A 21,269-nucleotide genomic window follows, 5' to 3' on the forward strand; every position below is an offset into this window, starting at 1 on the left:
TCTTCCGACCCCTTACAGCTTCATCAGGCTGGCGTCGTCGACCGAGGCCGAGTGGCGGGAGCGGAACAGCGACACGATGATCGCGAGCCCGACCACGACCTCGGCTGCGGCGACGACCATCGTGAAGAACGCGATGATCTGCCCGTCGAGATTGCCGTGCATCCGGGAGAAGGTAACGAACGCGAGGTTGCAGGCGTTGAGCATCAGCTCGACGCACATGAAGACCACGATCGCGTTCCGCCGGATCAGCACACCTGCCGCACCGATGGTGAACAACAGGGCGGCGAGATACAGATAGTTGACCGGGTTCACTTCGCGGCCCCCTCTTCGTGCGGTTCCTGGTCCCGGCCGAGGCGCTCCTCGGAGCGCTGCTCCAGTGCCTTGAGGTCGGCCATCGCCTCGCTCGACACATCGCGGATCTGGCCGCGGTCGCGCAGGGTCCGCATGACCGTGAGCTCGGACGGTGTGCCGTCCGGCAGCAGGCCCGCGATGTCCACCGCGTTGTGCCGGGCGTAGACGCCGGGGGCGGGCAGCGGCGGGAGGTGCTTGCCGCGTACGCGCTCCTCGGACATCTCGCGCTGCGTCTTGGCGCGCTCGGTGCGCTCCTTGTGCGTGAGCACCATCGCGCCGATCGTCGCCGTGATGAGCAGGGCGCCGGTGAGCTCGAAGGCGAAGACGTACTTGGTGAAGATGAGCTCGGCCAGTCCCTCGACGTTGCCCCCGCGGGCGGCGTTGGCCTTGCCGAGTCCGTTGAAGGTCGACAGCGAGGCGTTGCCGATGCCGGCGATCAGCAGGACGCCGAAGCCGAGGCCGCAGCCCACGGCCAGCCAGCGCTGGCCCTTGAGCGTCTCCTTGAGGGAGTCCGCGGCGGTGACACCGACCAGCATGACCACGAAGAGGAACAGCATCATGATCGCGCCGGTGTAGACGACGATCTGGACGACACCGAGGAAGTACGCGCCGTTGGCGAGGTAGAAGACCGCCAGGATGATCATGGTTCCGGCGAGGCAGAGCGCGCTGTGCACGGCCCGCCTCATCAGGATGGTGCACAGTGCGCCGATCACGGCGACCGAGCCGAGCACCCAGAACTGCACGGCCTCCCCGGTCGAAGTGGCGGTGGCGGCAAGAGCATTCATGCCCCGACCACCTTCTTCGACGCGGGCTCGTCCTCACCGAAGGTCGAAGCGGCCTCCTGCGGCCGCTCCCCCTTACTCAGGGCGACCTGCCGCTCGGTGCCCGGCGCCGCCTCGGTGACCAGGCCCCCGTAATAGTCCTGGTCGTCGGCGCCCGGGAAGATCGAGTGCGGCGACTCGACCATGCCTTCCTCCAGGCCCGCCAGCAGCTGTTCCTTCGTATAAATGAGGGCTTCGCGGCTGCTGTCGGCGAGCTCGAACTCATTGGTCATGGTCAGCGCGCGCGTCGGGCAGGCCTCGATGCACAGGCCGCAGAAGATGCAACGGGCGTAGTTGATCTGGTAGACGCGGCCGTAGCGCTCACCCGGGGAGTAGCGCTCCTCCTCGGTGTTGTCCGCACCCTCCACATAGATCGCGTCGGCCGGACAGGCCCAGGCGCACAGCTCGCACCCGATGCACTTCTCCAGGCCGTCCGGATGGCGGTTGAGCTGGTGACGTCCGTGGAAGCGCGGCGCCGTGGTCTTCTGCTCCTCCGGGTACTGCTCGGTCAGCCGCTTCTTGAACATGGCCTTGAAGGTCACGCCGAAGCCGGCTACCGGATTCTGAAAGTCAGACACCGTCGGCCTCCTTTCCGTCACTTGTAGTGTCCGTCCCACCACTGACAATCAACTCGCGCTCCTGGCGCGAGCGCCTGCGCGGCACCGGTGGCATCTCTTGCCCGGGCAGTGGTGGCACGGGGAATCCGCCCGCCATCGGGTCGAAGGCCGGTTCGGGCTCGGCCTGCGCCGCCAGCGCCTTCTCCTTCTTGTCGCGGAACATGTCCGCGACGAAGGACAACAGCAGGATGCCGATGATCGCCCCGGCGACGTAAAGCACGATGTTCTGGAAGTCCATGCTCTCGTTGCGCATCACACGCACCGTGGCCACCAGCATCAGCCAGACCACCGAGACCGGGATCAGGACCTTCCAGCCGAGCTTCATCAACTGGTCGTAACGCACGCGTGGCAGCGTGCCGCGCAGCCAGATGAAGAAGAACAGCAGCAACTGGAGCTTGATGACGAACCAGAGCATCGGCCACCAGCCGTGGTTCGCGCCCTCCCAGAAGGTGCTGATCGGGTACGGGGCCCGCCAGCCGCCCAGGAAGAGGGTGACGGAGACCGCCGAGACGGTGACCATGTTGACGTACTCCGCCAGCATGAACAGCGCGAACTTGATCGAGCTGTACTCGGTATTGAAGCCGCCGACGAGGTCGCCCTCGGACTCCGGCATGTCGAAGGGGGCACGGTTGGTCTCGCCCACCATCGTGATGATGTAGATGATGAAGGAGACCGGCAGCAGGATGATGAACCAGCGGTCCGCCTGCGCCTCCACGATCGCCGACGTCGACATCGACCCGGAGTAGAGGAACACCGAGGCGAAGGCCGCGCCCATCGCGATCTCGTACGAGATCATCTGCGCGCACGAGCGCAGACCGCCGAGCAGCGGGTACGTCGAGCCCGACGACCAGCCCGCGAGGACGATGCCGTAGATGCCGACCGAGGCGATGGCCAGGACGTAGAGCATCGCGATCGGCAGGTCGGTCAGCTGCATCGTGGTGCGCTGGCCGAAGATCGAGACCTCGTTGCCCGCCGGGCCGAACGGGATGACCGCGATGGCCATGAACGCCGGGATCGCCGCGATGATCGGCGCGAGGACATAGATGACCTTGTCCGCGCGCTTGACGATCAGGTCCTCCTTGAGCATCAGCTTGACGCCGTCCGCGAGGGACTGGAGGAGGCCCCAGGGGCCGTGCCGGTTGGGGCCGATGCGCAGCTGCATCCAGGCGACAACCTTGCGCTCCCACACGATGGAGAACAGCACGGTGATCATCAGGAACGCGAAGCAGAAGACAGCCTTGACGGCGACGAGCCACCAGGGGTCGCGGCCGAACATCGACAGGTCTTCGGCGGCGAGGTGCAGAGCGTCTTCAGCAGCGAGGTACATCATGCTTCCACCTCCGTCGCAGCAGTCGTGACCGGTGCGATGCGGACCGGGTCGCCCGGACGGGCACCCGCGTCGTTGAGGACTCCGCCGCCCGTCGAATTGAGCGGCAGCCACACCACTCGGTCGGGCATCGGCGTGACCTGGAGCGGCAGTTGGACCGTACCGGCGGGGCCGGAGACGGCGAGCAGGTCACCGTCCTTGACGCCCGTCTCGGCCGCGGTGGCCGCCGAGAGCCGGGCGACGGCCGCGTGCCGGGTGCCGGCGAGTGCCTCGTCACCGTCCTGCAGACGGCCCTGGTCGAGCAGCAGCCGGTGCCCCGCGAGGACGGCTTCGCCGTCACCGGGGCGCGGCAGCGGCCGGGCCGACTCGGACGGGCCCGTGGCGTACGGGCCGCCCCAGGAGCCGAGCCGGTCGAGCTCGCCGCGTACGGCGCGTACGTCCCCGAGTGCCAGGCGTACGTCGAGCGCGTCGGCCAGCATGTGCAGGACGTACGCGTCGCTCGGGGCGAGCCTGCGCGTCATCTGCTCGGGCTTGAGCGCCGCCTCGAACATCCGGGCCCGGCCCTCCCAGTTGAGGAAGGTGCCCGGCTTCTCGGCGACGGCGGCGACCGGCAGTACGACGTCCGCGCGTTCGGTCACCTCGCTGGGCCGCAGCTCCAGGGAGAGCAGGAAACCGACCTGGTCCAGGGCTTCACGCGCGCGCAGCGGGTCCGGCAGGTCGCCGACCTCGACGCCCGCGACGACCAGGGCGGCCAGTTCACCGGTGGCCGCGGCCTCGATGATCTGGCCGGTGTCCAGGCCGAAGCGGTGCGGCAGTTCGGCGACGCCCCAGGCCGCGGCCACCTCTTCACGCGCGCGTGGGTCGGTGGCGGGGCGCCCGCCGGGCAGCAGGGACGGCAGCGCGCCCGCCTCGACGGCGCCGCGCTCACCGGCCCGGCGCGGGATCCACACGAGCGAGGCGCCGGTGGCGGTGGCCGCCCGTACAGCGGCGGTGAGCGCGCCGGGCACGGCGGCGAGCCGCTCACCGACGACGATCACGGCGCCCTTGGTCCGCAGCGCCTCGCCGGCCAGGCTCCCCGCGTCGTCGAGCCCCGCGTGGCCCGCGAGCGCGTCCAGCCACTCGGTCTCGGTGCCGGGCGCGGCGGGCAACAGTGTGCCGCCCGCCTTCTCCAGGCCGCGGGTGGCGTGGGTGGCGAGGGCGAAGGTGCGCTGCCCGTGGAGCCGGTGTGCCTTGCGCAGCCGCAGGAAGACGCCGGGCGCCTCCTCCTCGGACTCGATTCCGGCGAGCAGGACGGCCGGGGCCTTTTCGAGGGAGGTGTACGTGACACCCGTACCGTCGAGGTCCCGTCCGCGCCCGGCGACGCGGGCGGCCAGGAAGTCGGCCTCCTCGCTGCTGTGGACGCGGGCCCGGAAGTCGATGTCGTTGGTGCCCAGCGCGACCCGGGCGAACTTGCTGTACGCGTAGGCGTCCTCGACGGTGAGGCGACCGCCGGTCAGCACACCGGCCCGGCCGCGGGCCGCGGCGAGACCGCGGGCGGCGACCTCCAGCGCCTCGGGCCAGCTGGCCGGTTCGAGGACGCCGTCCGCGTTGCGTACCAGCGGAGTGGTCAGCCGGTCGGGGCGCTGTGCGTAACGGAAGCCGAAGCGCCCCTTGTCGCACATCCACTCCTCGTTGACCTCGGGGTCATCCGCCGCCAGGCGCCGCATGACCTTGCCGCGCCGGTGGTCGGTGCGGGTCGCACAGCCGCTGGAGCAGTGCTCGCAGACGCTCGGCGTCGACACCAGGTCGAAGGGCCGGGAGCGGAACCGGTACGCGGCTGAGGTGAGCGCGCCGACCGGGCAGATCTGGATGGTGTTGCCGGAGAAGTACGACTCGAAGGGGTCGCCTTCGCCGGTGCCGATCTGCTGGAGCGCGCCGCGCTCCAGCATCTCGATCATCGGGTCGCCCGCGATCTGGTTCGAGAAGCGGGTGCAGCGCGCGCACAGCACACACCGCTCGCGGTCGAGCAGCACCTGCGTGGAGATGGGCACGGGCTTCTCGTACGTCCGCTTCCTGCCCTCGAAGCGGGAGTCGGAGTCGCCGTGCGACATCGCCTGGTTCTGCAGCGGGCACTCGCCGCCCTTGTCGCAGACCGGGCAGTCCAACGGGTGGTTGATCAGCAGCAGTTCCATCACGCCGCGCTGCGCCTTGTCGGCGACCGGCGAGGTGATCTGGGACTTGACGACCATGCCGTCGGTGCAGGTGATGGTGCAGGAGGCCATCGGCTTGCGCTGGCCCTCGACCTCGACGATGCACTGGCGGCAGGCGCCCACGGGGTCGAGGAGCGGGTGGTCGCAGAACCGGGGGATCTCGATGCCGAGCAGTTCGGCGGCGCGGATGACCAGCGTCCCCTTGGGGACGGAGATCGCGCTGCCGTCGATCGTCAGTGTGACGAGGTCCACCGGAGGGCCCGCTGCCTCGCCGCCTCCCGTGGGGGCTGACGTGGTGACTGTCATGCGTTCACCCCTTGGTGAGCGTTCTTGTCGTCGGCCCAGACGGTCGACTTGCTGGGGTCGAAGGGGCAGCCCTGACCGGTGATGTGCTGCTCGTACTCCTCGCGGAAGTACTTGAGCGAGGAGAAGATCGGGGACGCGGCGCCGTCACCGAGCGCGCAGAAGGACTTGCCGTTGATGTTGTCGGCGATGTCGTTCAGCTTGTCCAGGTCGGACATCTGGCCCTGGCCGGCCTCGATGTCCCGGAGCAACTGCACGAGCCAGTACGTGCCTTCGCGGCACGGTGTGCACTTGCCGCACGACTCGTGCGCGTAGAACTCGGTCCAGCGGGTCACCGCCCGCACCACGCACGTCGTCTCGTCGAAGCACTGGAGCGCCTTGGTGCCGAGCATCGAGCCGGCCGCGCCCACACCCTCGTAGTCCAGCGGTACGTCGAGGTGCTCGTCGGTGAACATCGGGGTCGAAGAGCCACCCGGTGTCCAGAACTTGAGCCGGTGTCCGGCCCGCATGCCGCCGCTCATGCCGAGCAGCTGGCGCAGGGTGATGCCGAGCGGGGCCTCGTACTGGCCGGGGCTGGTGACATGGCCGCTCAGTGAGTACAGCGTGAAGCCCGGGGACTTCTCACTGCCCATCGAACGGAACCATTCCTTGCCCTTGTTCAGGATCGCGGGAACGGAGGCGATGGACTCGACGTTATTAACAACAGTCGGACATGCGTAGAGACCCGCCACCGCGGGGAAGGGGGGACGCAGCCGGGGCTGGCCGCGCCGGCCTTCGAGCGAGTCGAGCAGCGCCGTCTCTTCACCACAGATGTACGCGCCCGCGCCCGCGTGCACGGTGAGTTCGAGGTCGAGCCCACTGCCCAGAACGTTGTGCCCGAGGTAGCCCGCCGCGTATGCCTCCCGCACGGCCTCGTGCAGCCTGCGCAGTACGGGGACGACCTCGCCGCGCAGATAGATGAAGGCATGGCTGGAGCGGATCGCGTAACAGGCGATCACGATCCCCTCGATGAGGGAATGCGGGTTGGCGAAGAGGAGCGGGATGTCCTTGCAGGTCCCGGGCTCCGACTCGTCGGCGTTGACCACTAGATAGTGCGGCTTGCCGTCGCCCTGCGGGATGAACTGCCACTTCATGCCGGTGGGGAAGCCCGCCCCGCCGCGACCGCGCAGACCGGAGTCCTTGACGTACGCGATGAGGTCGTCCGGAGACATGGCGAGGGCCTTGCGCAGGCCCTCGTATCCCTCGTGGCGCTTGTACGTCTCCAGGGTCCAGGCGTCGGGCTGGTCCCAGAAGGCCGACAGTACGGGTGAGAGCAGTTTCTCCGGGCTGGTCTCGTTGGTGTCGATCTCGGGTGCCAACGTCATCACTCCCCCTCCTCGGCTGCCGGTCCGGCAGGGTGCGCCGGGTCGGAGGCCGAGGTCTCCTCCGGCGCGTCGTGCGAGCTCAAGTGCTCGGACGGCGACGGATCGTGCGGCTGGTCCTGCGGCTCGCCCTGCTGGTGGTCCCCCTGTGCGGACTCGCCGCGCGGGTGCACCACGCGGGGCTGCGGGATCTCGCCCTTGGCGAGCTTGAGGCCGATGAGCGAGGCGGGCCCGGCGCCGCCGGTGGCCTCGACCGCGCCGGGGCGCTCGTCGGGGAAGCCGGCCAGGATGCGGGCCGTCTCCTTGTACGTGCACAGGGGCGCCCCGCGGGTGGGGGCGACCTGCTGCCCGGCCCGCAGGTCGTCGACGAGCCGCGTCGCGGACTCGACGGTCTGGTTGTCGAAGAACTCCCAGTTGACCATCACGACCGGTGCGAAGTCGCAGGCGGCGTTGCACTCGATGTGCTCCAGGGTGACCTTGCCGTCGCCGGTGGTCTCACCGTGGCCGATGTCCAGGTGGTCGCGCAGCGCGTCGTAGATCGCGTCGCCGCCCATCACCGCGCACAGGGTGTTGGTGCAGACACCCACCTGGTAGTCGCCCGACGGCTTGCGCCGGTACATCGAGTAGAAGGTGGAGACCGCGGTGACCTCGGCCGTGGTCAGGCCGAGGATCTCGGCGCAGAAGCGGACGCCGGTGCGGGTGACATGGCCCTCTTCGGCCTGCATGAGGTGCAGCAGCGGCAGCAGGGCGGACCGGCTGTCGGGGTAACGGGCGATCACCTCCTTGGCGTCGGCTTCCAGCCGGGCACGTACATCGGCCGGGTAGTCGGGGGCAGGGAGCTGGGGCATCCCGAGGCTGACGTCAGTCACCGGTCGACGCCTCCCATCACGGGGTCGATGGACGCGACAGCGACAATGACGTCGGCGACCTGGCCGCCTTCGCACATGGCCGCCATGGCCTGCAGATTGGTGAACGACGGGTCGCGGAAGTGGACCCGGTAGGGGCGGGTGCCGCCGTCGGAGACGACATGCACGCCCAGTTCGCCCTTGGGCGACTCGACCGCGCTGTACGTCTGCCCGGCGGGGACCCGGAAGCCCTCGGTCACGAGCTTGAAGTGGTGGATCAGGGCCTCCATGGAGGTGCCCATGATCTTCTTGATGTGGTCGAGCGAGTTGCCGAGGCCGTCCGGGCCGAGCGCGAGCTGCGCGGGCCAGGCGATCTTCTTGTCCGCGACCATGACCGGGCCCGGCGCGAGCCGGTCCAGGCACTGCTCGACGATCCGCAGCGACTGGCGCATCTCCTCTAGCCGGATCAGGAAGCGGCCGTAGGAGTCGCAGGTGTCGGCGGTGGGGACGTCGAAGTCGTACGTCTCGTAACCGCAGTAGGGGTCGGTCCTGCGCAGGTCGTGCGGCAGGCCCGCCGAGCGCAGCACGGGTCCGGTGGCGCCGAGCGCCATGCAGCCGGTCAGGTCGAGGTATCCGACGTCCTGCATGCGCGCCTTGAAGATGGGGTTGCCGGTGGCGAGCTTGTCGTACTCCGGCAGGTTCTTGCGCAGGGTCTTCAGCAGCTCGCGCAGGTGGTCGACGGCGCCCGGGGGCAGGTCCTGGGCGAGGCCGCCGGGCCGGACGAACGCGTGGTTCATCCGCAGGCCGGTGATCAACTCGAAGGCATCGAGAATCAGTTCACGATCGCGGAAGCCGTAGATCATGATCGTGGTGGCGCCGAGCTCCATGCCGCCGGTGGCCAGGCACACCAGGTGCGAGGAGATCCGGTTGAGCTCCATCAGCATGACGCGGATGACGCTCGCGCGGTCCGGGATCTGGTCCGTGATGCCGAGCAGCTTCTCGACGCCCAGGCAGTACGCCGTCTCGTTGAAGAACGGCGTCAGATAGTCCATGCGCGTGACGAACGTGGTGCCCTGCGTCCAGTTCCGGTATTCGAGGTTCTTCTCGATGCCGGTGTGCAGATAACCGATTCCGCAGCGGGCCTCGGTGACCGTCTCGCCGTCGATCTCCAGGATGAGCCGGAGGACGCCGTGCGTGGACGGGTGCTGCGGTCCCATGTTGACGACGATGCGCTCGTCGTCGGTCTTGGCGTGGGCCTGGACGACCTCGTCCCAGTCGCCGCCGGTGACTGTATATACGGGACCTTCGGTGGTCGCGCGTGCAGATGCGGGTGGGGTAGTCATGAGTACGACCTCCGCTGGTCCGGAGCCGGGATCTGGGCGCCCTTGTACTCGACGGCGATGCCGCCGAGCGGGTAGTCCTTGCGCTGCGGGAAGCCCTGCCAGTCGTCCGGCATCATGATCCGGGTGAGGGCGGGGTGCCCGTCGAAGACGAGGCCGAAGAAGTCGTACGTCTCGCGCTCGTGCCAGTCGTTGGTCGGGTAGACCTCGACCAGCGAGGGGACGTGCGGATCACTGTCCGGCGCGCTCGCTTCGATGCGGATCACTCGACTGTGGGTAATCGACCGCAGGTGGTAGACGGCGTGCAGCTCCCGGCCCTTGTCCTCCAGGTAGTGCACCCCGCTGACGCCCGTGCAGAGCTCGAAGCGCAGCGCGGGGTCGTCGCGCAGCGTTCTGGCCACCTGGAGCAGGTGCTCGCGGGCGATGTGGAAAGTGAGCTCGTCGCGGTCGACGACGGTCTTCTCGATGGCGTTGGCGGGGAGCAGTCCTTGCTCCTCCAGTGCGCCTTCGAGCTCGTCGGCGACTTCGTCGAACCAGCCGCCGTACGGGCGCGACGCGGCGCCCGGCAGGGTGACGGTCCGCACAAGGCCGCCGTAGCCGCTGGTATCGCCGCCGTTGCTGGCGCCGAACATGCCCTTGCGTACACCGATGACCTCACCGGTCTCGTCGCGCTGGGCGGGGACGCCGTTCTGCTCGGTCACCGCAGCAGCCCCTTCATCTCAATGGTGGGGAGCGCCTTGAGGGCTGCTTCCTCCGCCTCGCGGGCCGCTTCCTCCTGGTTCACCCCGAGCTTCGAGTTCTGGATCTTTTCGTGAAGCTTGAGAATCGCGTCCAGCAGCATCTCGGGGCGGGGCGGGCAACCGGGCAAATAGATGTCAACGGGAACAATATGGTCAACACCCTGCACAATTGCGTAATTGTTGAACATTCCACCCGAGGATGCGCAAACCCCCATGGAAATGACCCACTTGGGATTGGGCATCTGGTCATAGACCTGCCGCAGCACCGGCGCCATCTTCTGGCTGACCCGGCCTGCCACGATCATCAGGTCGGCCTGGCGCGGTGAACCACGGAAGACCTCCATGCCGAAGCGGGCCAGGTCGTAACGGCCGGCGCCGGTCGTCATCATCTCGATGGCGCAGCAGGCGAGGCCGAAGGTCGCGGGGAAGACGGAGGACTTCCGCACCCAGCCCGCGGCCTGTTCGACGGTGGTCAGCAGAAAGCCGCTCGGCAGCTTCTCTTCGAGTCCCATTGGTGACCCCTCAGCCCCTCTAGTCCCATTCCAGGCCGCCGCGCCGCCACACGTACGCGTAGGCAACGAAGACGGTGAGCACGAAGAGCAGCATCTCCACGAGCCCGAAAATCCCGAGAGCGTCAAAAGAGACGGCCCAGGGATAGAGGAAGACGATCTCGATGTCGAAGACGATGAAAAGCATCGCCGTCAGGTAGTACTTGATGGGAAAACGGCCACCTCCGGCCGGTGTGGGCGTCGGCTCAATGCCGCACTCGTACGCTTCAAGCTTTGCCCGGTTATAGCGCTTTGGCCCGATAAGTGAGGCCATGATCACGGAAAAGATCGCAAACGCTGCCCCGAGGGCGCCGAGCACGAGGATGGGCGCGTAGGCATTCACGCTCCTCGCTCCTTCCAGTCGTCCTTGACCGTTGGACCCGCAACGGGTCTTGCGATTCCCACTTCCGCCATCCCGCCATCTCCGTCACTCGAAGATCACGCACATGTGAAGCAGGTCACAAGCCCGACTGCCCCGCATCCTATGCCTGTCGGTCTGTGATCTGCGACACGGGGTACGACAACGCCTTTGTGATCTCCACCACCTGACGAAGGATCATGAAGTCGGATGAGCGGTGATCTTCATACGCGAAGCGCGCGAGTGATCACGAGACGTGACAAGCGCAGGTGTTACCGCTGGTCGCAAGGGGTGTCGCCCTATCAAGAGATGTCCCGTACAGGCAAATTGGAGATGGGCAGCTTGGGGTGATAGGGGGCGCGGGCTCACCTGAGCGAGGGAGCTTCGGGGACGAATGTGGACGCGTGCGTGCGTTCACGAGCGTTCACCGCCGCGAGGGGCGACCATCCTGTGACCTGCGCCACTCTGAGGCACCCCCGACAAAAGCGGGCTTGGCCATCAGGGTGAACGGATGGTAGGCGTCGGGCAATTCGGGCGTATTACGGAAAGCCAATGATCACAGCCTTGCCTCCGGCTGCCCGTATTGCCCGTTACGTCGTCTATAAAGGCCGCCGGGTGCCGGATTCGAGGAGTCGTTACACAACTGTGGCGCAGCACACGTTTCTTGAAGGAACCCCCATTGCCCTGGTAGCGGTTGACCCATGTCCCTCACCGCTCACATACCCAGCCATCGGAAGCCCCGTCGCAGCGCCTCGAAAATGGCGCTCCGAGCCGGAGTTGCCGGTGGCGTCCTCAGCACGATCGCGGTGGCCGGTGCTGCCGGTCCGGCGTATGCCGAGCCGGTGACCGAGACCATCGAGATGCCGACCCTGACCGCGGACCTCGCGAACACCTTCGCCGTCTCCGCCGACGCCACCCAGCAGGTCGCGCACACCTACGACCTTCGTGCCCAGCAGGACGCCGCCGCCGACCAGGCGGCCAAGGCCGCGAAGAAGGCCAAGGCCGAGGCCGACCGCAAGGCGGACGCCCAGGAGAAGGCCGAGAAGGCCGCCGCGAAGAAGGCAGCCGAGGCGAAGGCCGCCGAGCAGGAGCGCGCCTCGCGTTCCTCGGAGCGCACCACGCTCAGCGCCGCCTCCACCTCGTCCAACGACTCGGGCAGCACCGCTTCCTCCTCCGCTTCCTCCTCCGGCTCCTCGTCCTCCTCCTCGCAGGCGACCGGCTCCGCCGCCTCCGTCGTCGCGTTCGCCCGTGCCCAGGTCGGCGACGCGTACGTCTCCGGCGGCACCGGCCCCAACTCGTGGGACTGCTCGGGCCTCGTCCAGGCCGCGTTCGGTACGATCGGCGTGGACCTGCCGCGTGTCTCGCAGGACCAGTCGACGGCCGGCACCCAGGTCGGGCTGAGCAACCTCCAGCCGGGCGACATCCTGTACTGGGGCAGCGCGGGCAGCGCGTACCACGTGGGCATCTACGTGGGCGGCGGCAAGTTCGTCGGCGCGCAGAACTCCGGCACCGGTGTGGTCGAGCAGACCCTGGACTACGACCCGCCGTCCGGCGCGGTCCGGGTTCTCTGAGGAACCCCCGCACGTCATACGTCTGAGGGCCGCCGCTCCCACGCTCGGGAGCGGCGGCCCTTCCGTGAGCCCCGGCGGCCCGCCCGCGCCCGGCCCTCGCCCCGCCCGGAAATGCCCTCTTGCCAAGCGCGCCGCCGTGACCCGTCCTTGACGCACCAGGTACCAAAAGGACGGACCGCGACGTACGCGACTGGGCGTACGCCACCGACGTACGCACCCAGGGGGCCGCAATGCCGTCGATGCCGCGCAGACAATTCCTCCAGACCGCCGCAGGGACCGCGCTCGTCGCGAGCACTACGGCCGTTCACATCCCCGGCGTCCAGGCCGCCGCCGCCGAGCCCGCCGACGCCACCGCCGTGCTGCGGTTCACCGCGGCCACCAATGGCGCGGCCACCCCCGCCGGAGCGGGCGGCCGGGTCATCGCCGAAGTACAGAACATCCTCTGGTCGCTCCCGGGCGACGGCGGCCCCGCCACCGCGCTCACCGAGCCCGACCTGGAGCCGGGCCGGCCGGTCTGCTCACCGGACGGGCGTCAGGTCGCGATGAGCTGCTACCGGGGCGGCCAGTTCCACATCTGGGTGATGGCCGTGGACGGTTCGGGCCTGCGCCGCCTCACCGAAGGCCCCTGGGACGACCGCGCGCCCGCCTGGTCCCCCGACGGCTCCCGTCTCGTGTTCTCCTCCGAGCGCGGCGGTCACCCCGTGCAGGGCAGCCCGTACCGGATCTGGACGGTCGGTGTGCGCGACGGGGCGCTGCGCCAACTCACCGGGCTGCCCGGCCGGCCGGGCCCCGGCCAGGACACCCCCTACGAGGACTTCGATCCGGCCTTCTCCGCCGACGGCGCCCGCGTCGTCTTCGTCCGGGCCGGCCTCGACGGCGCCACGCTCAGGGCCCGTACCCTCACCACCACATCGGCGACCGCGACCGGCGGCCCGGTCACCGTCGAGCACGCCGAGACCGAGCCGGGCAATCTGCAGACCCCGGCGTTCTCCCCGGCCGGACGGCCCGCCTGGCTGCGCACGGTCCCCACCACCGTCGGCACCGCCACCGTCATCCTGGTCGTGGACGGCGAGCCGGTCGCCCTGGACGGCACACTCGCGGCCGTGCCGCCGCGCTGGCTGGACGACGAGCGGCTGCTGCTCACCGTCGACGGCCGGTTCCGGGCGGTACGACCGCACCGCGACCGGGCCGGGCAGCTCATCCCGTTCCACGCGACCCTGCCGGTCGAGCGGCCCCGCTACCGCACCAAGTCGTACGACTTCGAGCCCCGGGGCAGCCGCCGGGTGCGCGGCATCCAGCAGCCCGCGCTCGCCCCCAATGGTCGATCTGTCGCATTCGTCTCCCTGAACACCCTCTGGATCGCGCCGACTTCCGGTGGAACCAAACCCCGCGAAGTGGTGCGCGCCGCCCCGACGACGTACCTCCAGGGACCGTCCTGGACCCCGGACGGGCACGGCCTGCTGTACGTCGACGACCGCGACGGCCTCAACGCCGTGCGCCGGCACGACCTGAGGACCGGCGAGGACACGCTGCTGGCGCCCGGCGGCCGGGTGCACGGCGCGCTCTCCCCCGACGGCTCCCGCCTCGCCTGCCTCGACATGGCGGGCGGCCTCGTCGTACGCGACCTCGCCGCCGGCGCCGAGCGGAAGCTCGCCGCGCCGCTCGGCGGCGGCGGGCTGCCCGGCCCGCCCAGCTGGTCGCCGGACGGCCGCTTCCTCGCGTACTGCGACCGCAACCGGCTCAACCTCCGCTTCCGCGAGGGCTACAACCTGATCCGGGTCGTCGACACCACGAGCGGCGCGGCGAAGCTGCACGCCCTCGCCCCGCACGTCTCGCTCGCCGACCGGTACGCGTCGGGTCCCGTCTGGTCTCCGGACGGGCGGTGGATGGCGTGCGTCAGCGAGTCCGCGCTGTGGCTGCTGCCGGTGCGGCCGGACGGCGCCCCGGACGGCGAACCCCGCCTCCTCGCCGACGAGGCGGCCGACCACCCGTCCTGGGCCGCCGACTCCCGCACGCTCCTCTACCTCTCCAACGCCCGGCTGCGGCTGCTGCGGACTGCCGCGGACGGCGACACCGGGGTGTCTCCCCGTACCGTCCACGTACGCCTGGACTACCGCCGGCCGACGCCCGTCGACACGGTCGTGCACGCGGGCCGCCTCTGGGACGGCACGGACGCCGCAGGAGACCGCTCACTTCGCGAGGATGTCGACATCCTCATCAGCGACGGCCGCGTCACCGCGATCGAGCCGCACCGCGATGGCCGCCGCGCGACCCGTACCGTCGACGCCTCGCGCCGCACCGTCCTGCCCGGCCTCTGGGACACCCACACGCACCCCTGGCAGTACACGTACGGCGCCCGGCAGACCGCGCTTGAACTCGCGTACGGCGTCACCACCACGGTTTCGCTCGCCGGTTTCAGCTACGAACAGGCCAGGCTCCGCGAGGACATCACCGCGGGCCGCCTCAACGGCCCCCGGCTGCTCACCACCGGCGAACTCCTCGACGGCTCCCGCGTCGCGTACAGCATGGCCCGCGCCCACCGCACCCCCGAGGGTCTCCGGCGCTCGCTCGCGCGCGGGGCGGCGTTGGACTGGGACTTCGTGAAGACGTACGTACGCGCCCCCGCCACGGCGATGGCCGAGGCGGCCCGCTTCGGCCATGAGCGGCTCGGCGTACGGTCCGGCTCGCATCTGTGCGCCCAGGGCATCCAGAGCGGCCAGGACCTCACGACCCACCTGGCAGCCACCGAGCGGACCGAGAGCAGCCACGGCGTCACGGCCGGGGGCCTCAGCCACCAGGACGTGGTGGAGACCTATGCGCGGGGCGCGTTCAGCCTGCTGGCCACGCCGTTCGCCGCCTTCACGCTGCTCGCCGAGAACCCGGACCTCGTCGACGACCTCCGGGTGACCGCGATGATGCCGCCCTGGGACGTGCTGGCCGTCCGTACCCAGGCCGCGAAACCGCAGACCGACGGCGAACGGCTCCGACTGCGCCAAGAACTCGACACCTTGCGCACGATCACTGCCCGCGGCGGCCTGCTCGGCCTCGGCACGGACAGCCCGCTGACCCCAGTGGGCCTGCAACTGCACCTGGCGCTGCGCGCCATGGTCGCGCACGGCTTCTCCCCCACCCAGGCCCTGCGCACGGTCACCGTGCTCCCGGCGCGGATCTTCGGTGCCGCGAACGACCTGGGCACGGTCGAGCGGGGCAAGATCGCGGACCTGACGATCGTGGACGGCGACCCGTTCACGGACTTCGACGACCTGGCCCGGATCGACCGGGTCCTGGTCGGCGGCCGGGTGCACGAGCGGGCGCGTCTTGAGGCGCCGTACCGCGAGGACACCGCGCGCGGAGAGGACACCGCGCGCGGTTACGACACCAACGCCGTCGGCCGGGACTGGCAGGCAGCCCTGGACCAACTGCGCGGGGAGGGCCACTGCTAGCGGATCCGGCGAATCTCCGTCACCCCTTGCGGAACTGCTCGACGAGGCGCGCGTAGCTGTCCCCGCCGTGCCCGTCGGCGACCGCCCGCTCGATCAGCGCCTGCGACAGCTCGGGCAGCGCTCCGGCGATGCCCCGCTGTCGTCCGGCGTGCACCAGGTGGTCGATCGCCACGCGCTGCACATCGAGCGTCGCGTCGTCGCCGGGGTAGTGCCCGGCGTCGACCTGCGGGGCGTACGCCGTCATGAAGTGCGTCACCGTGCCCAGCCAGCGCGTGGCCACCGGGGTGAACGTCCCGGCCGATACGCCGTCGGCGCCCGCCAGCGCCGTGGCGTGCAGCCAGCCGCTCAGCGTGGACCACATCAGGCCGAGCAGCGAGATGTCGTAGAGACAGGCGACGCCCGCGTCCTCGCCGAGGTCGATCGGATCGCCCAGCGCGGCCAGCGTCTCGCGGTGGACGGCGAACGTGGCGGGCGAGCCGCTGTAGAGGAACATGCTGGCCTGACTGCCGACGCCGGGCGGCGTCGTCATGACGGCGCCGTCCAGGTAGTCGAAGCCGTGCCCTGCCGCCCAGACCGCCGTCTCTCGGGCCTGCTCGGGCGAGCCAGTGGTGAGGTTGACGACGGTGCGGCCGGCGAGCGACTCGGCGACGGGGTCGAGGAGTTCGCGTACGGCGTCGTAGTCGAGGACGCAGACGACCACGACCCCGGCGGCGGTGACCGCCTCACCGGGTGTCGCGGCGAGTACCGCGCCACGGGTGACGAGCGGTTCGGCCTTGGCGGGGGTGCGGTTCCAGACGGTCGTGGGGTGACCGGCGGTGAGGAAGGCGCCCGCGAGGGCGGCCCCCATCTGTCCCAGGCCGAGGACCGTGACGTTTTCGCGGTTCATGCGTGTTCTCCCCAAATGCGCTATATACAAGCTTTGTTGCTGTTGTCCTGCTGAAAGCAACACTCGCAGGGGCAGCCGCGCACCGACAGTGGCAGGACTGCCTCCCTGCGCAAAATTCCTGCCGTACGCTTCCGGGCATGCACACCGTCGCGGTAGCCGTGGTCGAGGACGCCGGGATCTCCCTGTGGGAGCTGTACGAACTGTCCATCGCGTGCACGGTGTTCGGTATCCCGCATCCCGACCTGACCGACCCCTGGTACGACCTGCGGCTGTGCGGCTCAGGCGGCAAGGGCGCCGGGTCAGGCACCGGCTTCTCGCTCGCCACCCCCCACGGGCTCGACGCGCTGGCCGGCGCGGACACGGTGATCGTGCCCACGGTGCCGGACCCGTGCGTCGAGGACGGCCAGGACGTCCCGGCCGATCTCGTCGAGGCGCTGCGTGCCGCCGCGGACTCCGGGGCGCGGATGGTATCGCTGTGCACCGGCGCGTTCGCGCTCGCGGCGGCCGGGCTGCTCGACGGCCGACGCGCCACCGCCCACTGGCAGCACACGGCGGCCCTGGCCGAGCGCTACCCGAAAGTGATCGTCGACGACTCGGTCCTCTACACCGACGACGGCAACGTCCTCACCAGCGCGGGCGCGTCCGCGGCCCTGGACCTCTGCCTGCACCTGGTCCGCCGTGACCTCGGCGCCCACGTCGCCAACCAGCTGGCCCGCCGCCTGGTCGTCCCCACACACCGCACAGGCGGGCAGGCCCAGTTCATCGATGCCCCGATGCCACCCACCGACGACGACAACCTCGGCCCGGTCCTCCAGTGGGCGACGGCCCGCCTGCACGAACCCCTCACCGTCGACGACCTGGCCCGCGAGGCCCGCATGAGTCCGCGCACCTTCTACCGCCGCCTGCACGAGGCCACGGGCACGACCCCGCTCCAGTGGCTGCTGAACCAACGCCTGGCCCGCGCCCAGTCCCTCCTCGAATCGACGGGCCTGACCGTCGACCAGGTCGGTGAGCAGAGCGGCCTCGGTACGTCGGCGAATCTGCGCCACCACTTCACGCGGGTGGTCGGCGTCTCCCCCACGGACTACCGGCGCGCGTTCAGGACGCCGGGGGCGCTCGCGGTGTCACCGTCGCGCGGTCACGCCCGTCCCTAGCGGGACGCCGAGTTCACGTCTGCCCGTGAACGGACACGGGTTCACGTCCCACCTGGGCGGTGCCCGGCCTCCACGCGTCCGTCAGCGTGCACAGCCCCGCACGCACCTTCTCCGGTGCGCACGGGGCCAAGGTGACGGCAGTGGGCTACCCCCGTACCCACTCCCGCCCCCGGTCATTGGAACCGCCGGTGAATCGGTCGGCTGATCGGTCAGTGGAGCTTGGCGACCGCCACGCCCGCGGTCTTCCGGAAGCCCACCAGCGGAGCGGCGTCGAGCGAGCCCATCTGGCCCCACTCGACGACCTTCGCGGCGGCCCACTCGATGAGGGCGTCCTCGGCAAGTTCGGGTCCGCCGAAGTACAGGGCGGGGACAGGCAGGTCAGCAGTCATCCATCGGATGCTAGGGTTGAAGCGAGCGAGCGCTATTCATTTGTCCCGTCGAACGCCGCATGACGGTACGTACGGACCGCCTCCCGCAGCCGTTCCGCCTTCCCCGGCACGATGTCCGCCGAGAGGCGGTCGTCATCCGGTACGTACGGCTCGCTGCGGCAGATCCGGCAGAGGCCGCCCGGCAGCGATTCCGGCGGCCCGGGGGCGTGGCAGTCGGTGCACTCCATGATGTACCGGCCCTGAGCGGGGGCCGGGGGCTCGGGCGGCATCTTCTTCAGCAGCCTTTTCCGTACGAAGCCGAAGGGGTACTCGACCACGTCGGGCAGCAGGGTCCCTACCGCCCGCACGATCTGCGTCTCCGTGGCCCCTCGCCGGAACCACTCCCCCGCCACGTCGGCCAACGCCTTGCATTCCAGCGCCGAGAGCGCCAACTCCGGCTGGTGGCGCCCCAGTCGGGCGAGGGCGTCGTGCCCACGCGCTTCCGGTTCCTCCACGGGCGCGGGGTCCGCCATTCCGGACTGCGGGACGTCCCCGTCGAGGAACGCGGCCCACCAGGCGTCGGAGCGGGCGGTCCGGGTGAAGAAGCACCGGAAGACCCACCTCGCACCCTCCGCGTCCTCCACTTGCCGGCGCACGCGCCGCAGGTGCCCGGCACTTGGAGAGGCCGCGGGGGATCGTGCCGATGGCGCACTGGCCGTAACCCTCCAGCTCCCTGGCCAGCGTCTTGATGGAGATGTCGGCGCCCTCGGACAACCGGTCGACGTACCCGGCGATGGCCGCTTCACGCTTGGGCAGATGTGCGAAGTCCCGGCCACGGCGGGGTTCCTCGTCCGGCGCGATCCGCTTTCCGAACCCGGGCTTGGCCCCACCTATTTCGCGGATGCCGCCGCGCTGGAAGCCCAAGCTCTCACGATCAGCGAGTACGCCCCGACCTTGGTCCCGGGTCTGCTCCAGACCGACGAGTACGTACAGGCACTAACGGCTCCCTCAGCGGCGCTGCTCCTGGACCACGACATGGATACGTGGGCCCGAGCCCGTGCGGCGCGAGCCGCGCTTCTCGACGATCCAACAAAGCCCGTGCTGTGGGCGGTACTTCACGAGACTGTATTGCGTGTGCCGGTTGGTGGATCGACTGTCATGGAACGCCAACTCGTACACATCGCCGAACTGATCCGACGCGGACGCATCCTCGTCCAAGTCCTCCCGTTCGCCGCCGGTGCGCACGCCGCGAGCGGCGGCATGTTCGCACTGATGACCTTCGGCGACGCCCCACCCGTGGCGTACTCGGAGGGCCAGCAAATGCCCGCACCGGTCATCGCTGAGGCTCTCGGCTATCACCGGGTCACCACGGCCAAGCTCGCTTCGAGGCCGGGGCACGTGGAGCCGAGACGCCGCTGGAGACCACTGGCGGTCACCACCCGGCTGGGCGCCCGGAGAGCTGGTGACAGTTGAGTACGCGAACTCACCAGTATCACACCCGGTCTCAAGCCGGCGCCGCCTCCGCCCCGTCGGCACTGCCGTCCTTGAGCACCGTCGGCATCACCTCCACCAGCACCACCACCTCGGCCACAGCTCCGTCTGCGGAGCGTCCCACCCACACGGGGTAGGTACCGTCGCCGGTTGTCGCGAAGGCGACCAGTTCGCCGCCGGATGCCTCGTCCCGAGTACGCACGAGGTACATGGAGTCGGGTATGTCCTCCCCGGCACCCGGCTCCCCCTGTACAAGGTGCCGCTCGAAGAGCCGGTGGAGCGACTCCCAGGCCCCAGCGTCGGCGAAGCATCCGGTCGCACTGTCGGTCTCGAAGCCGAAGATCTCGTTCTCCCCGAGCAGCCTGGGGTCGTCATCCGGCCCAAGGCGCATCTCCCACGACAAGGCCGGTGTCTCGCTGACGCGCAGCCGGACCGCCGTGGTGTCCGTACGGGTGACCCAGCCCTGGCGCCACTCACAGTCGTAGCCGAAGTGGACCTGCGCTTCTTCGAGTACGTACTCCCCCGGCGGGACGGGGACCGTGACGGCGGGCCCATCGTCGGAGAGGTTGTCCGGCCCGGAGACGGCCAGCAGTCCGCTCGGCACGCGCAGGGTCCCGGTCCGGCGCGGCTCCACGACGGTCATCTCGGGGTGGTACCCGTCGGTCACACGCGTCCCGGGCCGAAACAGCGCGTCGATCGGCCCGGGCTGCGCGGGACGGGGCGGTCGCCAGCAGGTGGCGGGCGCCCCGGACGCGTCGTCGGGCGTCTCCGCCGCGTGAGAAGCGAGCACCGCCGCCTGGAGCACCACCGGCCCCGGAAGCCCTCGCCGTCGGGCGGTGACCACCGGCCAGTCGTCGAACCCGGGGCGAACCTCCCAACGCCGTATGTCGGCGCCGGGCACCGTGACGAGTGTCCGCCCGCGCTCGCCCTGGGGCTGCTGCCTGATCGATCCCCTGCCGTCAGGGAACAGCTCCGTCGAGGAGCGGGGGCACTCGCCGTCGAACTCCGCCATCTCCAACCCGGTGTACTGCCACCTGCGGGCACGTCGGCTGAGCAGCCGACTCTGATCGTCCAGCAGCCGCAGGTCCAGCTCGTCGGTGCGGCGGCCCTGGTCGTCGTAGGCCCACAGGCCGACGTAGTGGTCCCGCCAGGAAACCAGCCGGACTTCCAGCGGAACCTCCCGCCCCGGGATCCGGTACACCACGACGTACGGCAGCCCCGCGCCATCCCGCTCCCGCGCCGCCTCGGCGGTCAGGGGCCGCCACAGCGCGCGGGCCTCCAGATCCCACGCCAGCGCGTACGCCACCTCGACGACCGTCACCGGTCCCTGATCCCCACCCATACGACCACCGCCCGCTCTGCCTGAACCTGACGAACACAGTAGACACCGCCACTGACAAGGGCCGATGCGGGGACTAGCTACAGGACAACGGGGCCACGGACGGAAGGCCAACTGGGACGTACACCGACGTGGTCGTCTTGGGGTCACAGCAGAACGGCCGCCAGTGAGGCGGCCGTTCCCTGAGAAACCGAAGCGAGCCCGGCCCGTCGGCCGG

19 protein-coding genes are annotated in these 21,269 nt (G+C 69.9%); 4 read left to right on the forward strand and 15 right to left on the reverse strand.

The annotated features are described in order from the left end of the window. Window positions 1–12: 12 nt before the first annotated feature. From nuoK to QMK30_RS23200, 11 genes are read right to left on the reverse strand one after another with little or no spacing between them, the layout of a single operon-like run. Entirely contained in the window at window positions 13–312 is a 300-nt protein-coding gene (nuoK, locus tag QMK30_RS23150; RefSeq protein ID WP_018101339.1) for an NADH-quinone oxidoreductase subunit NuoK, read from the reverse strand. Next, a complete protein-coding gene (locus QMK30_RS23155) occupies window positions 309–1,136 on the reverse strand; it encodes an NADH-quinone oxidoreductase subunit J (RefSeq protein WP_283520216.1) in 828 nt (275 codons plus the stop codon). The genes nuoK and QMK30_RS23155 overlap by 4 nt, the downstream gene beginning before the upstream one ends. Further along, on the reverse strand, window positions 1,133–1,750 hold the full coding sequence (gene nuoI, locus QMK30_RS23160; RefSeq protein ID WP_502963204.1) for an NADH-quinone oxidoreductase subunit NuoI: 618 nt from the start codon (window positions 1,748–1,750) through the stop codon (window positions 1,133–1,135). Before nuoI ends, QMK30_RS23155 begins: the two co-directional genes overlap by 4 nt. After that, complete coding sequence (nuoH, locus tag QMK30_RS23165; RefSeq protein WP_283520218.1) at window positions 1,743–3,119, reverse strand: NADH-quinone oxidoreductase subunit NuoH; 1,377 nt, start codon at window positions 3,117–3,119, stop codon at window positions 1,743–1,745. The genes nuoI and nuoH overlap by 8 nt, the downstream gene beginning before the upstream one ends. Then, on the reverse strand, window positions 3,116–5,611 hold the full coding sequence (locus QMK30_RS23170; protein ID WP_283520219.1) for an NADH-quinone oxidoreductase subunit G: 2,496 nt from the start codon (window positions 5,609–5,611) through the stop codon (window positions 3,116–3,118). Before QMK30_RS23170 ends, nuoH begins: the two co-directional genes overlap by 4 nt. Beyond that, the gene (gene nuoF / locus QMK30_RS23175; RefSeq protein WP_283520220.1) at window positions 5,608–6,972 is read right to left on the reverse strand and encodes an NADH-quinone oxidoreductase subunit NuoF; all 1,365 of its coding nucleotides are present in this window, start codon (window positions 6,970–6,972) and stop codon (window positions 5,608–5,610) included. The genes QMK30_RS23170 and nuoF overlap by 4 nt, the downstream gene beginning before the upstream one ends. Then, window positions 6,972–7,817 (reverse strand): NADH-quinone oxidoreductase subunit NuoE, encoded by an 846-nt coding sequence (nuoE, locus tag QMK30_RS23180; protein ID WP_283520282.1) that lies wholly within the window; start codon window positions 7,815–7,817, stop codon window positions 6,972–6,974. Before nuoE ends, nuoF begins: the two co-directional genes overlap by 1 nt. Before the next feature lie 17 nt (window positions 7,818–7,834). Continuing rightward, entirely contained in the window at window positions 7,835–9,157 is a 1,323-nt protein-coding gene (locus QMK30_RS23185; protein ID WP_283520221.1) for an NADH-quinone oxidoreductase subunit D, read from the reverse strand. Further along, entirely contained in the window at window positions 9,154–9,855 is a 702-nt protein-coding gene (locus QMK30_RS23190) for an NADH-quinone oxidoreductase subunit C (RefSeq protein WP_283520222.1), read from the reverse strand. The genes QMK30_RS23185 and QMK30_RS23190 overlap by 4 nt, the downstream gene beginning before the upstream one ends. Continuing rightward, window positions 9,852–10,406 (reverse strand): NuoB/complex I 20 kDa subunit family protein, encoded by a 555-nt coding sequence (locus QMK30_RS23195; RefSeq protein WP_283520223.1) that lies wholly within the window; start codon window positions 10,404–10,406, stop codon window positions 9,852–9,854. Before QMK30_RS23195 ends, QMK30_RS23190 begins: the two co-directional genes overlap by 4 nt. A gap of 19 nt (window positions 10,407–10,425) precedes the next feature. Beyond that, entirely contained in the window at window positions 10,426–10,785 is a 360-nt protein-coding gene (locus tag QMK30_RS23200; RefSeq protein WP_283520224.1) for an NADH-quinone oxidoreductase subunit A, read from the reverse strand. 716 nt (window positions 10,786–11,501) lie between these two features. On the opposite strand from QMK30_RS23200, the gene QMK30_RS23205 reads away from it, so the two are divergent. Then, a complete protein-coding gene (locus QMK30_RS23205) occupies window positions 11,502–12,371 on the forward strand; it encodes a C40 family peptidase (RefSeq protein ID WP_283520225.1) in 870 nt (289 codons plus the stop codon). Window positions 12,372–12,601: 230 nt separating this feature from the next. Beyond that, the gene (locus QMK30_RS23210) at window positions 12,602–15,814 is read left to right on the forward strand and encodes an amidohydrolase family protein (protein WP_283520226.1); all 3,213 of its coding nucleotides are present in this window, start codon (window positions 12,602–12,604) and stop codon (window positions 15,812–15,814) included. 19 nt (window positions 15,815–15,833) lie between these two features. Here the strand turns inward: QMK30_RS23210 and QMK30_RS23215 are convergent, their stop codons facing one another. Further along, the gene (locus QMK30_RS23215) at window positions 15,834–16,700 is read right to left on the reverse strand and encodes an NAD(P)-dependent oxidoreductase (protein WP_283520227.1); all 867 of its coding nucleotides are present in this window, start codon (window positions 16,698–16,700) and stop codon (window positions 15,834–15,836) included. A 137-nt stretch (window positions 16,701–16,837) separates the two neighbouring features. On the opposite strand from QMK30_RS23215, the gene QMK30_RS23220 reads away from it, so the two are divergent. After that, window positions 16,838–17,854: a helix-turn-helix domain-containing protein gene (locus tag QMK30_RS23220; protein WP_283520228.1), complete on the forward strand. Its 1,017-nt coding sequence runs from the start codon at window positions 16,838–16,840 to the stop codon at window positions 17,852–17,854. 209 nt (window positions 17,855–18,063) lie between these two features. On the opposite strand, the gene QMK30_RS23225 is transcribed toward QMK30_RS23220, so the two are convergent. Together QMK30_RS23225 and QMK30_RS23230 are read right to left on the reverse strand one after the other, a co-directional pair. Then, entirely contained in the window at window positions 18,064–18,243 is a 180-nt protein-coding gene (locus tag QMK30_RS23225) for a hypothetical protein (RefSeq protein WP_283520286.1), read from the reverse strand. Between the two features lie 32 nt (window positions 18,244–18,275). Next, a complete protein-coding gene (locus tag QMK30_RS23230) occupies window positions 18,276–18,878 on the reverse strand; it encodes a hypothetical protein (RefSeq protein ID WP_283520229.1) in 603 nt (200 codons plus the stop codon). 160 nt (window positions 18,879–19,038) lie between these two features. On the opposite strand from QMK30_RS23230, the gene QMK30_RS23235 reads away from it, so the two are divergent. Continuing rightward, window positions 19,039–19,695 carry a DUF5753 domain-containing protein gene (locus tag QMK30_RS23235; RefSeq protein ID WP_283520230.1) on the forward strand — a complete coding sequence of 219 codons (657 nt, stop codon included), beginning with the start codon at window positions 19,039–19,041 and terminating at the stop codon, window positions 19,693–19,695. A 31-nt stretch (window positions 19,696–19,726) separates the two neighbouring features. On the opposite strand, the gene QMK30_RS23240 is transcribed toward QMK30_RS23235, so the two are convergent. Beyond that, a complete protein-coding gene (locus QMK30_RS23240; protein ID WP_283520231.1) occupies window positions 19,727–21,055 on the reverse strand; it encodes a DUF4241 domain-containing protein in 1,329 nt (442 codons plus the stop codon). Window positions 21,056–21,269: the final 214 nt, after the last annotated feature.

The organism is Streptomyces sp. H27-C3 (assembly GCF_030063415.1).
GTDB lineage: Bacteria > Actinomycetota > Actinomycetes > Streptomycetales > Streptomycetaceae > Streptomyces.